Below are 13,720 nucleotides of genomic sequence, written 5' to 3'. Positions count from 1 at the left end.
TCTCAACCACCGGCGAGTGCCGGTACCAGGGTGACTTCGCCGTGGTTGCGAACAGGGGTCGCCTGTTCGCGCGACATCACCATCTGACCGTCGATCGCAAAGTTGAGCGACCGGTCCTCCATTTCTGTGCCCGCGCCGCCGAGGCGCTGTGCCAGCACCTCTCGCAACTGCGCGACAGTTTCCACCGGTTCGTCGATGACGACGATGCGCTGGGGGCTTCCCGGCAGGCGCACCCTGACCTCGAAGCCGGTCACCACGTCGGCGAGTTGCGCGTGCCATTCCGGCTTGGGTACGCCCTGATCGTCGAGGCCGGTGAGGGCGTAGAAACGGGCCTTGAGTGCCTCGAACTCAGCGCGGTCGATCTTCTCGCCCTTGAACGGTCCGACCTGGATCGGCTCCTCGAACCAGCGTCGCGGCAAAGTGTCGTCCTCGGCGCGCAGACCGAAGCGGGCGTTGAGCAAACGTTCCAGGCCGATGATGTTACGGCCGCACTCCTCGAGCCTGGCGGCGCTCATGTCGAGTCCCGCGAGTTCGTTGAGTTGTCGCGAATAATCCTCCAAGTCCGGCAGGCTGGGCGAGTTGAAAAGCTTTGTGTTGAAGCGGCACATGCCGACCGAGTCACCCACCGCAAAGGTGTCCTCGCAGCGCCGGACCGCGTATTCCTTGCCGATGTAGCTGTTCGGCTCGGCGGCCACAAAACCACCATACAAGGCGGTCTTGAAATCGGGGTCGTCGTTGATGCGCGCGTTGATCTCGAGTGTGACACGGTTGCGGAGATGGTCCATACCCCGGGTGGCCACCGCGAGACCCAGGGCAAACGCCTTCAGGATGCGTGCATCGTGGGGATCGGACTGGAACAAACCTTTTACCGCCATGCGATAGTCCAGCGCTTCGGCCGGGTACTTGCCCCGTTCCACTGCACGTGACGAGTCGGCAATCGTGTCGCCGAAGCCCTCGCGCCGCGCGGTCATGAACAACAGCTTCTCGACGACTTCATAGTTGCCCCAGCTCAGATCCAGGCCGCCAGTGTCTTCGAGCGTGATGATGCCGCGCTGGAACAATTCCATCGCCCAGCCGATCGCGCCGCCGGTGCTGGCCGAATCGAGGCCGAGATCGTTGAGGATGTTGTTCAGGCGAAGCACCTGCTCAGGCTCGCGAATGCCGAGGTTGGGGCCGAACTTGCCGACGGTGACGTATTCCGGTCCGTCGCCGTGGTCGTATTTGTCGAACACGCCATCGCCCTTGATGCCTTGGTAGCGCTTCTCGCGATGGTGTTCCACCTCGGCCTGCGCCGTGTCGTAGCTGGCGTTGCCGCTAAGGCCCTTGAGTGCGCTCGCGCCCCAGCCACCCTTGCCTTGAGGGGTCAGGTCGTTCATTGCCCGGCACTGGACTGGACAGAGGTAGCAACCGTCCATGCCGGGGCGGTAGGGGTCGAAATTGTCGGCATCGAGGGTGTCGTGCCAGGTCGTTTCCTGGTTGTTCTTGGTGCCGAGGGCGCAGAGTGCGCGGCTGGGTTTGTACAGGAACGGGGTGCCCACCTTCTTCAGGGCGTTCTGGATCACACTGGTGGTTAGCGTCTTCTGCCCCATCGCCTTGCCGCCCAGCTTGTAAGCGGTACTGACCTTCACCTGACTGCCCTTGCCACGCACGATGATGGCCTTCAGGCCGAGCGACCCCATCTTCGCGCCGCCGCCGCCGCGAGCCCAGATTGCCTTCGGCCCGCCCATGATGCCGCTGGACAGCACGAGATTCTCGCCCGCGCTGGTGATTCGCGCCATCGCCATGGTTTCACGCTCCTTGCATTCGAGATCACGCTGGATCGCGGCGCTGAAGTCGATGTTGTCCATGCCCAGGTAAGGCGTTGCATCGCGGAACGCAATCTCGTCGCCGTGGAGTTCGAGCAGCGTCCATTGCGTGTGACGGCCATAGAGGACGAGGTGATCGTAGCCGTTGCGCTTCATGAAGGCCGGGAAGTAGTCGCCTCCGCTTGCGTCGAGAATGGCCTTGCTGTCAGGCGAGCGGCTGGTGAAGTTGCCCCGGGTTGCTGACGGCAAGGTGGTTGTCAGCATGCCGACACCGAAGATCAGCGGCACCTCCGGGTCGAGTGCTTCGCGGCTGTCGTCGAGCAGGTTGTACAGCAGCGCCATGTTCGCGCCGCGTCCTCCGAGAAAATGGCCGACAAAGCTCATTGGCAGGTAGGCGCTCTGCGAGCTGCGCTGTTCGAGGTCCACGAACAAGGTCTTGCCCTGGCCGGGATACTGGGGAGTCGACTCTAGGCGGGCGAGCAGTCGCTCGACTCGCTTGCGGATACCGGTTTCCATGGTTCATCTCCAACCTGGCAGGCAAAGCGCCAGCGCTGCAGTCAGTATCGACCATTAATTGATGGAATGCCAACTATTGGAAGGCCAAGAACGATACGAAAGTTTGATCCACCCACATCTGCATGGCGAACGCCCGCGAGTTCATGTGCATCGTCGATAGGGTGCAGACCGTGGCAAGTGGCTCGCAAGTCCGCGTCATGCGCGCGGATGCCCAAGTTCCTCGCCCTGTCTTAGCCGATGGAAAAACCACGCTTGCCCAACGGCTAGCCTGGGTCGCCCAGCAGGAGTCTGCCGCTCTTCAGCCATTCGGCTTCCCATGCACCCCAATGGCTTTCGTTCAAGCCGCAAACACAAGAACGTTGCAGGATCCTCGGGTGCGGGCAGAAACCGTGACAAAAATCACGCCGCGTGTCCGTCGTTGCTTCGTGCCGCCAGGATGTCGCTGTAAAAAAGAGAGTTCTCAGAACGAAGAGCCGTTGAGTGAAACATCCATTTTTTGCGTTCATGGGCACAACCTACCCCGTTCACCTGGAACGCGAGTTCGAGCGCATCCTGATCAAGATGGAAGCGCTGTGGGACACGCCCGAGATCCATGACTACTTCAGCGATCTGCTGATTGACAAACGTGGGGGGCGCAAGGGCTTTCCGCCCGAGGTGCTGACCGACATCATCCGGTTGCGCGACGCCTGTGAGCTCAGAACCTTCAAATCCGCGGAGAAAAAAGAGCACGCACTGCAGGAGCTCGCCTCGCGGCAGATTGCCTTCCTGCCGAAGAACTTCTTCCACTACCTGGAAGAAGGCGATCAAGAGGTGATCGACCTTTTCGTGCGAGCGAACTTCAACGTCAATATGGCATCTGAGGACGGGACACCTCCCCTGCTGACAGCACTCAAACGCGGACTCACGATCATTGCAAAAATCCTGATCGAAGCGGGTGCGGATCCGAACGCGAGGGATCGACTGGGCCTGACCCCACTTCTGGTCGCATGCGGCAAGCCGACGGCTGGCTACAAGAGCACGGTTGAAGCGCTACTCGCGAAGGGTGCCTACCTTGAAGTGCGAGATCCGTTCGGCAATACGCCTCTGCTCTTGTCGATCTCCGGTGGCACGGCAGACATCGCGCTCACCTTGATCGAGCGTGGCGCCAATGTGTTTGCATCGCGACGCGATGGCGAAACCGCGCTCACGCTTGCGAAACAGCTCGGTAATCCGGAACTGGCCCGTCTTGTCGAGTTCAAGTCACTTGCGGCGTCGATACGTGCACAAAAGCGCGGCACGCCAGTTCGTGCCTGACGGTTTTAGAGGTCTGCCAGCGAGATACGGTGAGTTAACAAACGCCCGCGTCTCGAGTCCCATACCCGGAACTGCATCATGATCAGCCACCTGGACCATCTGGTCCTCACCTCCGCCGATGAAGCGGCCTGCATCGACTTCTATACACGCGTGGTGGGGATGTCACTCGAAACCTTCATTGGCGGGACGCCTCCAGTCGAGCGGAAGGCATTCAAGTTCGGCAACCAGAAGATCAATCTGCACAACAAGGACAGCGAGTTCGAACCCAAAGCCAAGCTGCCAACCCCGGGGGCTCTGGACCTTTGTTTCATCGCCTCGCTACCCTTGAGTGACGTAATCTCAAGACTGAAGGAATGCGGATGGCCCATCATCGAAGGCCCGGTGAAACGCACTGGGTCGCAAGGCCCCATCCTTTCTGTCTATCTGCGTGATCCGGACGGAAACCTGATTGAAATCTCCGAGCCCATGAACGCTCAGCCCAACTAGCAGCTTGCGAATTATTGGTGTCTTGACGGTCGCAACTGGGGCGGAGCCAGTTTCGTGAGGACGAGTGGACTAGGCTTCTCGGCAGAGGTCTCCAATGCGCGGCTCGCGGCCAAAACCTGTCGAGCGCTGGAGTGAGCAACTCGGCTATTGGTACGCATGCCTTGTACGGCAATTTGCCGTATAATTCTGCGCAGGAGGAACAAGTTATGCCTACAGCTACCAATACCGCTCGGCTTGAAGCCCGGATCAGCACCGATCTGCACGCGATGCTCAAGCGAGCCGCTGAACTTCAGGGGCGTACCATGACCGATTTCGTGGTCGACGCCGTGCAGGACGCCGCCCAGCGCGCCATCGAGCAGGCAGAAGTCATCCGTCTTTCGCTCGCCGATCAGGAGTGCTTTGCGCAGGCGCTGCTATCGCCTCCGCAACCAGCCCCAGCCTTGGAACGTGCCTTTGCTCGTCGCCGCAAGCTCTTGCGTGCTGAATGAGCAACGCACCGTTCCTCGTCGCGCCGCTTGATGCTGCGCATGACCGTACTGGGTTCCACGGTGGTTCAGATCCGCTCGACCGGTACTTGCGAGAGCAAGTCGCACAGGACATTCGGCGTCGCGTGGCGGCTTGCTTCGTGGCGCTGGCCGATCGGCAGCGCATCGCCGGCTACTACACCCTCGCTTCGGCAAGCCTCATGCTGGCCGATCTCCCGGCTAGCATCAGCGAAAAGCTTCCACGGTATCCGACTGTGCCAGCCGTCCGCATGGGGCGCCTGGCCGTTGATGAGGCATTCAGCGGACAGGGCCTCGGCGGTGCGCTACTGGCCGATGCGCTCGAGCGGGCCACCCGTTCCGAGATTGCCGCGTATGCCTTGATGGTCGATGCCAAGGACGACCACGCGGCAGCCTTTTATGGACATCACGGTTTCATCACTCTGCCTGACTCTCCGCTAACACTGTTCCTTCCCTTGGCAACCGCCCTGGCATCTCGGAATCGGAGAAATCGAGCATGCTGACTGGTTGACTGGTTGACTGCTGGACTTCGAAACTTGACATTGCACTACCAACACAGTGAATGACAGGATCGGGTCGTGAGCGGAAGTTCCTGGGGGCGTCATGGAGTGTGGCGGGCCGCCGTCACTTCCGGCTCAGACGTTTAACTCCCGAGACGAAGCGATTCAGCGTGTCCGACAGGACGCCGCGCGGGATCATCGCCTCGATAAGCTGGAAACGGCCGCGGCGCTTTACTGCCTGAACCAGGGCGGCGCTCAGTTCGGCGCGGCTATGAACGCGAACGCCGTCTCCGCCCAGCCCGCTCGCCATTGCGGCAAACTGCCAGTCGTCGAGGTTGTTGAAACCGGATTCCGGCTGGAAGGTGCGGAGCATTTCCCAGGACAGGTTGTTGAACACGATCACGATCGGGTCCCAGCCGAAGCGGCGGCAGTTGCCGAGCTCCCAGCCGGTCATCTGGAATGCCCCGTCGCCGACCAGGATCAGGGGGCGTTCGCCGCATGCGGCCTGAAGACCGAGTCCGGCTGGCACGCCGAAACCCATTGTTGCGTAATATCCTGGCGCGACCAGTGCGGTTGGCCCAATGTCCATCGCGGTGAACATGCAGTCGCCCATGTCAGCGGCGATTGGCATGCGGCCGTGTTCGAGCATCAAATCGTTGATCGCACAGGCGATGTCGTTGGGTGTGATTGGAGCGTCATCCGCGACCAGTCCGTGCGGATATGCGGGAGGCTGGATCGTCCGGGTGCGGGCTTTTCCGGTATCGGTCACCCGTTCCAGCAGCGCATCCACCACAGACGCGAGGGGGATGTCGGGATAGACGTGGTAGCCCAGGCTGACCCGGTGGTCCAGTGCCTGAATGGTCTTGCGCATGTCAATCTGACGCGACGACACACCAAAGTTGGTGTCGGAAAGCACGACGCCGAGCAACAGCAACGCGTCGGACTGTTCGACGAGTTCGGTGATCTGGGTGTCGCCGGCAACGCCGAGATAGGTGCCCACCAGCGGCGCGCCAGCGTCGGCGAGCAAGCCGCGACCGAGGATGGAGGTGGCGACGGGGATGCCCAGACGCGTGCACAGTTCGGCGACCCGCGACTCCAGCCCGAAACGGCGAACCTCGACGCCGACCAGGACCACCGGTGAGTGTGCAGCGTTGAGGCGCGCGAGAATCTCGTCGGCGCAGGCCGCGAGCGCCTCGGCGTCCGGCGCGTCCGGCGCCAGCGGCTGGACTGGCTCGCACGCTACGCCAACCATGTCGCGCGGCAACTCGATATAGACCGGACGGGACTCACGCAGGCAACTCGCGAGCACGCGCGCAATCTCGTCGGGGGCGCTGTGGGCGTCGTCCAGGCGCGCCTGGTCGCAGGTTATTTCCCTGTAGATCGCGAACTGCGAGTCCAGGGTCTTGGCCTGATGGTGAAGCAGCAGGCCGGACTTGGACTCGCCAGCGCCCGGGGCGCCGGAGATGACGACCAGCGGTGATTTCTCGGCGAAAGCACCGGCCACCGGATTGACCATGTTGAGTGCGCCGGCGCCATAGGTGACTGCAGCGACGCCGAGTCCGCCATGGATGCGGGCGGCGGCGTCGGCAGCGAAACCCACACCGGGTTCGTGGCTCAGCGTGTACAGGGGCAGAATTCCCGACTCTTCGATGACCTTGAAGAACGGCAGGGCGAAATCGCCGGGGATGCCGAAGATTTCCCTGGCGCCATGATCGCGCAGCGCGTGCAGGAGGGATTCGGAAATGTTCATTGGGTGAGGCCTCCTGACTGGATGAGCGTCGGCCAGTCGCGCGGGTTCAGGCTTGCGAAAGCGGCGTGACGGTTGACACGCCTCCCCGATTTGCCCGCGCGGGCCCGATCAGCTTGTGACTGAAATGACCTTGTCAAGCAAGGCGCGCAGCGTTTTCTGCTCGTCAGCGTCGAGATGGCGGACCAGTCGCTGCTCGTGGGCATGAACTTCGGGCAGTAGTTCGGCGACCAGTGCTTCGCCGTCTGCGGTGAGCCGGAGTGCGTTCGATCGCCGGTTGTTCGGCGCCCGCCGACGCTCGACCAGACCACGCGCCTCGAGCTTGTCCAGAATACTCACGATGCTGGAGCGGTCGAGCTGGATCGCTTCGGCAAGTTGAGCCTGTGTCATGCCCGGGTTGGCCTCGACCAGTGCGAGCACGCCAAAGAGCGTCGGCGTCATCTCGGCCCCCCCGACGTGTTCGCAGAAATCCTTGAACACGGCAAGCTGGGCGAGACGGAGCCGGTAGCCGATCAGTTCCGGGAGCAGGCCGAAGCGGATCGGCGTGTTGGCGGCACGTTGGACCATGGGTATGCAAGGCTAGAAGGCACGGATCCCAATTGTAGTCGCAACAGCTCCGGTCCGCGTAACCGGTCCGATCAGGGGTATGCGCGCAGTGTCGCTGCATTCCGCCTGTCCCTGCGTAGAACGCTTTCGATACGGGGCGTGTTCAGGCGGAGCGAGCCTTCTCGAGTTTGCCAAGCAGGCGCTGGCGGGTCTTGTCGACGCCGACGATGAACCGGTTGTGACGACCGCGGGCGACCTCTTCGAGTGCGTCGCGCGCGGTGAACTCGAAGGTGACTGCGGCACCGTTGACTTCGACGAGCTTGACGGTGATCTCTATCCACATCGACAACAGGGTTGCGCCGACATGATCGAGCTCAATACGCGTACCGACCGAGTCCTTGCCCTCTCCAATGTGTTCGAGCAGCAGGTCGCGGCAACACACTTCGATGTCGTAGAGCAGCGCGGGGGTGGAGTAGACGCGGCACTCGTCACCCATGAAGGCGATGGTGCGTGCGGTGTCGATTTCGTAGCGGCGGGTCAGGGTCAGGCCGGGGGCCAGGGTTTCGCTCATGGTGAGCACTCCTCGAGTGGGGATAATGGAAAGTGACCGGGTCCGGGGTGGTCAGTCCCTGTGCCGGTTCGTACGGATCAGCTCGGCGGCGAGCCGCGCCTCGACATAACGCACGAGCGCCCGGGTGCCGCGCGCGACGTTGCGGAATACGCACACACCGCGATCACGCAGCGCATCGGCCATCGCGTCGTAAAGGCTGCCGGCATCGACGACCGCCACGATGGGTTTGTCGCTACGCTCGACCAGGGGAGGCAGCGTGTGCACCGTGCTCAGCGGGTCGTTGATGTCGTAGCCCGGACGCAAGCGGCTCTCGGCCAGGGCGCGTACCATCGGTGCGGTGGGGTCCAGGCCGACGACCACGGCATCGATGTTGGGGTCTTCGATGAATGCCTCGGTGATGCGCACGTGTGCATCGTCGTCCGCACCGGGGTTCATGTCCAGGGGATTGCGCACCTCGACCAGCGCGGCGAGCTTCTTTTCCGCGAGGATGGCTTCGACCCGTGTCACCGTGTCGGCCTCGAGGGTGCCCATCTGCATCGAGAAGGTCTCGCCGTCGATCGAGTCAGCCGCGCTCACCGCCTCGAAACCGGCGCCACTGGCGGCACCGAGGCGTGGTCCGATGCGTTTGTGGTAGAAGACGCCGGCCATGTAGAACAAGTCGTCGAAATCCTCCACCTTGTCGGTCACGATCGCGCCGGCCTGGCGGAGCACCGAATCGAACAGTACCGGGTCGCCGGCGATCGACGCGGTGTGTCCCATCACGCCGGCCTGGCCCGCAGGACTGCGCCCGGACTTGTAGACCACCACGAGCTTGCCATTCTCGACCGCGCGCCGGATTGCACGGGCGAACACGAGGCCATCCTCGTCGCGGAAACCTTCGACATACACGCCGATGGTCTCTACGTCCTCTCGTTGCGCGAACCAGGACAACAAGTCGCCATGGGTGAGGTCGGTCTGATTGCCCATCGCGATCATGTAGCGCGGATCCAGCCACGGGTTATGGCTGAGGCGGGTGATCATGAACGCGCCGCTCTGACTCAGCATGACGGCGTTGCGCTGCGCGCGCTTCTGCGGCTTGGGCAGGCGTTCGAGCGGTATGAACCAGGAATCGTAGGCGCCGGGGTGGGAAACCACCCCGAGGCAGTTCGCGCCGAGAAAGACCGGCCCGCCATCCCCGCGCCCGTGGGCGGCATTGATACGCTCGGCCATCGCGGCCGCGGCTTCGCGGCTCTTCTCGGTCTCGCCCAGCCCGCCCGGGATCAGCATGACCGACTCGACCGCATTGGTGGCGATGATCTCGTCGACCAGGCCATATACCGCGTCTGCCGCCACCGCGACGATCAACAGGTCGAGCTTCTCGTCGAGAGATGCCAGCCCTTCGACGCAGCGCACGCCGTCGATCTCGTCTTCGCCAGGGCGCAGGATGCGCAGCCGGGACGGTTCGCAGCCGCTGCCCAGCAGATTGCGCAGAATGATTCGCCCGAAGTTCATCCCGCTCGCGGATACGCCAACCAGCCCTATCGTGCGCGGGTGCAGCAGCCTGTCGATCTTCGCGATTGGTCTCGGATAGCGCCGCGTCGGCGCTTCGCCGGTGGCGCCAGAGGCCGAGACTACGTGGATTGCTTCGTCGTCACCCCAGACACAGTCGAGCTGCAGCGAATGCAGGCTGTGAGCGTCGTCGCTGCGCATGCCGGCGACGTCTGCGGCAAGGGCGAGCACGGCCTCGAAGTTTTGCAGCAGGGCTTCGTCAAGGCGTCGCAGTGCACGGCGTTCGATGCCGAGCGCCATGCGTTGGTAGGCGAGGGTGCGCTGGAAGCGTGAAAGAAGATCCGTGGCGTCGGTGAGCTCGACCACGGAGCATACTCGTGCGCGGTCCCGCGCGAAGTGCGCGATGTCGAGCCTCGCCTCCACGCCGGCGAGGCCGGCGCTGATCACCAGCCCGAACTCGCGTGTCGCGTTCAGGGCAATTGCATAGTCCGGTTTTCGCCCGCCGTTCACCATATCGAGCTCCGGTTCGAGCGCGATGCCGATGGTGATCAGGATGGATGCGAGTTCGCTGTCGCTGAGCGCTGCAGGTCGTTCCGTGCCGCTCTGACGCGCGGCGATCGCGGCGATTGCCTCTGTGGCCGTTTCCGGTTCCGCCTCGGTATGTTGCACCTCGTGTCTCCCCTTTCTGTCGCTTCTGGTTGTTCTCGGCCGATCAGGCCGCCACGCCCTGTTTCGGACGCTTGTCGATGACCCGCTTCGCCTTGCCCACGAGGGTGCGCTCGATGCTGTCGGAAGGCAGTACTTCGACGACCGACGAGACGCCGACCGTGCTCTTGATTGCGTGGCGCAGATTGGCAGCGATCGCGTCGCGCTGCGCCCGACCGATCGAATCGCACAGGTCGTGCCGGAGCTCGGTGCGAACCGTCAGGCTGTCCATGTGCCCCTCGCGTTCGAGCACCAGTTGATAGTGTCCGCACAGGTGCTCGTCCTTGAGGATGAGTTCCTCGATCTGGGTCGGGAACACATTGACCCCGCGGATGATCAGCATGTCGTCGCTTCGACCGGTGATCTTGTCCATCCGGCGCATCGGTCGCGCGGTGCCCGGCATCAGCCGGGTCAGGTCACGTGTGCGGTAGCGGATGATCGGCATCGCCTCCTTGGTGAGTGAGGTGAATACCAGTTCCCCGTGCTCGCCGTCGGGCAACACCTCGCCAGTGACGGGATCGATGATCTCCGGGTAGAACATGTCTTCCCAGATGTGCGGTCCATCCTTGGTTTCTATGCATTCACAGGCGACACCCGGGCCGATAACCTCTGAAAGCCCATAGATGTCGACGGCGTCGATTCCCAGGCGCCGTTCGATCTCGGCGCGCATCTCGTTGGTCCAGGGTTCGGCGCCGAAAATGCCGATGCGCAGCGAGCATGCGGCCGGATCCATGCCCTGGCGCTGCATCTCGTCGGCAATGGTGAGCATGTACGAAGGCGTCGCCATGATGATCGTGGGCGAGAACTCATCGATCAACTGGACCTGTTTCTCGGTATTGCCACCCCCCATCGGAATGACCGTCGCGCCGAGCGCTTCGCCGCCATAGTGCGCGCCAAGTCCGCCGGTAAACAGACCGTAGCCGTATGAGTTCAGGATGATGTCGTTGCGTGAGCCGCCCGCCGCGCGGATCGAACGCGCCATTGCGCCGGCCCAGGTGCTGATGTCCTGCTGCGTGTAGCCGACGACAGTGGGCCGCCCGGTGGTGCCGGAAGAGGCGTGGATACGCACGATGTCGGACAGTGGTGTCGCGAACATGCCGTATGGATAGTTGTCGCGCAGGTCGGTCTTCGTCGTGAACGGAAACCGCGCGAGGTCGGACAGCGTCTGCAGGTCGGCCGGCCTGACGCCAGCCGCGTCGAAGGCTGTCCGGTAGTGTGGCACGTTGTCATAAGCGTGCTGCAGGGACCAGCGCAGCCGTTCGAGCTGCAGGGCCTCGAGCGCTTCGCGTGTCATGTTTTCCGCCGCGTCCAGATCGGGGCGCGGGGTGTTTGGGGCTGTTTTTTCATTCTGCATCTGCCATCTCCGCCATTCGCTTAACGAAGCGCAGGTTCTCCTCCACCTTGCGCTGGATATGGTCGATCTGTGCCTCGCTCAGGTGCTTGAAGCGGGCCATCGTCTTCAGGTATTCGGTTACCGGTGCCGGATCGTTGACCGGGCGGGTGAAACGCAGCCCGCGGTTCTGGGTGTATTCCCAGAGCAGCACAAAGTTGGTTTCCACCGCCTTGCGTGCGACCTCGATGTTGCGATCGCCCGGAAACCGCCAGCCGGTGGTGCAGGGCGAGTAGACGTGCAGGTAGGCAAAGCCACGCTTGGAGGCCGCGATGGCCTTGTCGAGCTTGTCGTACAGGTCTTCCATGAAGGCCGTCGAGGCGGTCGCGACATACTCGCAGCGGTGATTCACCATGATCAGCGGCAGATTCTTGGCATCCTGCGTCTTGCCCTGGCCGTGCTCACCGACCGGCGTCGTCGAGGTCCAGGCGCCGAACGGGGTGCAGCTCGAACGCTGCATGCCGGTGTTCATGTAGCCTTCGTTGTCGATCACGAGAAACAGGATTTGCTCGCCGCGTTCGGCTGCGCCCGACAGTGACTGGAATCCCACGTCGGAGGCGCCGCCGTCGCCGGCGATCGCCATGGCTGTTATATCCCGTCCGACGCGCTTGTACTGGCGCTTGATGCCGGCGAGCATCGACGCGGTGTTGGTCAGCAGAGGGTGGAAGACCGGAACCTTCGTGCCCGTCGTGCCATTGAAACCGACCGAACCCATGCCCGGTACGCAACCCGGTGGCGTTGCGAGCACGGTGTCGGGACCGACCCGGCGCAACGCGTGCCGCATCAGCAACTCGGTATTGCAGCCTTGGCAACCCGCCAGGCCCGGCGCGAAAAGGTCTTCCCAGTCGCCGACCTCATTGTAGATTCGCGAGGTGGTCACATAGCGCAGTGCGCCATGCGGACAAGCCGGAACGCAGGCCGGATTGCCGTCGCAGGTGTCGCACTTGCTGACTCGTCCGACCTCGGCATCGAGTGAAATGCCGGCATAGGAACAGCCGAGCGTGCACAACAGACAGTCGACGCACTTCGCAGGGTCCCAGTCGATGACGCCGGTACTGCCGTTCTTTGTTAGTGCGGCTGCCGGGCAGACTGTGACGCACTTCGGGTCACCGCACTGCCGACATAGGGCGAGTTCGAATTCGCCAGGCGTGCCGGGACGCATGTCGGCACCATCGCCGGACTTGACGATCTGGATCAAGGAGCGCGAGACGTCGGCGGAATCGAACTTGACGCGTGCGCACGCCTTCATGCATTCACCACAGCCGTCACAGGCGGATGGATCGAATGCGATGGTTGAATAGGCTTGTCCCATTGCTGTCTCCTAGCGCCAGATTTGCGACATCAGCTCGCGACCCGTCGCGAGCGGGTTCGCGAACAGTCGCGCCCGGGTGTCGGTCAGATCGGTGCGACGCAGAATCAACTGCGCCATCACGCCTCCGTCGAAGAACTCATTCACGCCGAAGATCCCGCTCAGGCGGTTCTCGCGATCGAACACCGCACGCAGGTAGCGCCCGCTCGCTTCGTCGAAGCGGACCTGCTCTTCACCACCCTCGGGGACACTGCTCGAGCCGACCGAAATCGCATGCCGCCCGAAGAAGTGGTAAGTGTTCAGTGGCACCCCGCCCGGATAGGGTTTGATGCCGGGGTCATCGACCATGGCCATGCCGGCGATGCGACCCTGGATCGACGCGTCCGGCAGGATCGCGTTCATGATCGGTGTGCCGGTGAAGAAACCGCGCGCCTGCGCGCAGTCGCCGGCTGCCCAGACGTTCTCCACCGAGGTGCGCATGGTGTCGTCGACCAGAATTCCGCGATCGGCGTCGATCCCGCTACCGTTCAGATAGTCGAGCTCCGGGCGCACGCCGGTCGCAACCAGCAGCAGGTCGGCTTCCAGGGTTGCGCCGCAATCGAGCGCGATGCGGGTGCCGTTCCCGCCGGGTTCGAGGCCAATCACGCGCTTACCGGTCATGATCGTCGCCCCGGCTTCGAGAAACGCCTGTTCGATCAGGTTGGCGGCGATGCGGTCGAAGTAGCCCGAAGTCAGTTGGGCACTCATCTCGACGATGGTGACGTCGGCGCCGGCCTTCACAAGGTTCTCGGCCGCATGCATGCCTACCAGTCCGGCACCCAGAACGACTGCCTTGGTCGAGCGCTTCATTGCCTCGTTCAG

12 protein-coding genes are annotated in these 13,720 nt (G+C 63.0%); 4 read left to right on the top strand and 8 right to left on the bottom strand.

From position 1 onward, the window contains the following. Positions 1-2: 2 nt before the first annotated feature. Positions 3-2,321 (bottom strand): aldehyde ferredoxin oxidoreductase C-terminal domain-containing protein, encoded by a 2,319-nt coding sequence (locus GPA21_RS07550; RefSeq protein ID WP_168987594.1) that lies wholly within the window; start codon positions 2,319-2,321, stop codon positions 3-5. 480 nt (positions 2,322-2,801) lie between these two features. Here GPA21_RS07550 and GPA21_RS07545 point away from each other — a divergent pair, with 480 nt between their 5' ends. The 4 genes from GPA21_RS07545 (at position 2,802) to GPA21_RS07530 (ending at position 5,106) form a co-directional block, all read left to right on the top strand. Then, positions 2,802-3,614 carry an ankyrin repeat domain-containing protein gene (locus tag GPA21_RS07545; protein ID WP_168987593.1) on the top strand — a complete coding sequence of 271 codons (813 nt, stop codon included), beginning with the start codon at positions 2,802-2,804 and terminating at the stop codon, positions 3,612-3,614. 78 nt (positions 3,615-3,692) lie between these two features. Continuing rightward, positions 3,693-4,100 (top strand): VOC family protein, encoded by a 408-nt coding sequence (locus GPA21_RS07540; RefSeq protein WP_168987592.1) that lies wholly within the window; start codon positions 3,693-3,695, stop codon positions 4,098-4,100. A gap of 206 nt (positions 4,101-4,306) precedes the next feature. After that, the gene (locus GPA21_RS07535) at positions 4,307-4,588 is read left to right on the top strand and encodes a type II toxin-antitoxin system TacA family antitoxin (protein ID WP_168987591.1); all 282 of its coding nucleotides are present in this window, start codon (positions 4,307-4,309) and stop codon (positions 4,586-4,588) included. Continuing rightward, positions 4,585-5,106, top strand: coding sequence for a GNAT family N-acetyltransferase (locus tag GPA21_RS07530; protein WP_168987590.1), 522 nt, complete (start codon positions 4,585-4,587; stop codon positions 5,104-5,106). The genes GPA21_RS07535 and GPA21_RS07530 overlap by 4 nt, the downstream gene beginning before the upstream one ends. Positions 5,107-5,227: 121 nt before the next feature. On the opposite strand, the gene ipdC is transcribed toward GPA21_RS07530, so the two are convergent. From ipdC to GPA21_RS07495, 7 genes are all read right to left on the bottom strand, one after another. Continuing rightward, entirely contained in the window at positions 5,228-6,853 is a 1,626-nt protein-coding gene (gene ipdC / locus GPA21_RS07525; RefSeq protein ID WP_168987589.1) for an indolepyruvate/phenylpyruvate decarboxylase, read from the bottom strand. 108 nt (positions 6,854-6,961) lie between these two features. Next, positions 6,962-7,417: a MarR family winged helix-turn-helix transcriptional regulator gene (locus GPA21_RS07520; RefSeq protein WP_168987588.1), complete on the bottom strand. Its 456-nt coding sequence runs from the start codon at positions 7,415-7,417 to the stop codon at positions 6,962-6,964. A 142-nt stretch (positions 7,418-7,559) separates the two neighbouring features. Further along, positions 7,560-7,967, bottom strand: a complete 408-nt coding sequence (locus tag GPA21_RS07515; RefSeq protein WP_168987587.1) for a thioesterase family protein — start codon at positions 7,965-7,967, stop codon at positions 7,560-7,562. 51 nt (positions 7,968-8,018) lie between these two features. Then, positions 8,019-10,124, bottom strand: coding sequence for a CoA-binding protein (locus tag GPA21_RS07510; RefSeq protein WP_339379856.1), 2,106 nt, complete (start codon positions 10,122-10,124; stop codon positions 8,019-8,021). 43 nt (positions 10,125-10,167) lie between these two features. After that, positions 10,168-11,514, bottom strand: coding sequence for a phenylacetate--CoA ligase PaaK (gene paaK, locus GPA21_RS07505; protein WP_168987586.1), 1,347 nt, complete (start codon positions 11,512-11,514; stop codon positions 10,168-10,170). Then, positions 11,504-12,862, bottom strand: a complete 1,359-nt coding sequence (gene padI, locus GPA21_RS07500) for an NADH-dependent phenylglyoxylate dehydrogenase subunit beta (RefSeq protein ID WP_168987585.1) — start codon at positions 12,860-12,862, stop codon at positions 11,504-11,506. The genes paaK and padI overlap by 11 nt, the downstream gene beginning before the upstream one ends. 9 nt (positions 12,863-12,871) lie before the next feature. Further along, a partial coding sequence (locus tag GPA21_RS07495) for an NAD(P)/FAD-dependent oxidoreductase (RefSeq protein ID WP_168987584.1) occupies positions 12,872-13,720 on the bottom strand: 849 nt, incomplete at its 5' end.

Source organism: Azoarcus taiwanensis (assembly GCF_012910885.1).
GTDB lineage: Bacteria > Pseudomonadota > Gammaproteobacteria > Burkholderiales > Rhodocyclaceae > Azoarcus_F > Azoarcus_F taiwanensis.
This window is presented reverse-complemented; position numbering and strand designations above follow the sequence as displayed.

Coding starts and splice junctions, on each gene's coding strand:
- GPA21_RS07550 (WP_168987594.1), bottom strand. CDS start 2,321: ATGGAAACCGGTATCCGCAAGCGAGTCGAGCGACTGCTCGCCCGCCTA.
- GPA21_RS07540 (WP_168987592.1), top strand. CDS start 3,693: ATGATCAGCCACCTGGACCATCTGGTCCTCACCTCCGCCGATGAAGCG.
- GPA21_RS07535 (WP_168987591.1), top strand. CDS start 4,307: ATGCCTACAGCTACCAATACCGCTCGGCTTGAAGCCCGGATCAGCACC.
- GPA21_RS07530 (WP_168987590.1), top strand. CDS start 4,585: ATGAGCAACGCACCGTTCCTCGTCGCGCCGCTTGATGCTGCGCATGAC.
- ipdC (WP_168987589.1), bottom strand. CDS start 6,853: ATGAACATTTCCGAATCCCTCCTGCACGCGCTGCGCGATCATGGCGCC.
- GPA21_RS07520 (WP_168987588.1), bottom strand. CDS start 7,417: ATGGTCCAACGTGCCGCCAACACGCCGATCCGCTTCGGCCTGCTCCCG.
- GPA21_RS07515 (WP_168987587.1), bottom strand. CDS start 7,967: ATGAGCGAAACCCTGGCCCCCGGCCTGACCCTGACCCGCCGCTACGAA.
- paaK (WP_168987586.1), bottom strand. CDS start 11,514: ATGCAGAATGAAAAAACAGCCCCAAACACCCCGCGCCCCGATCTGGAC.
- padI (WP_168987585.1), bottom strand. CDS start 12,862: ATGGGACAAGCCTATTCAACCATCGCATTCGATCCATCCGCCTGTGAC.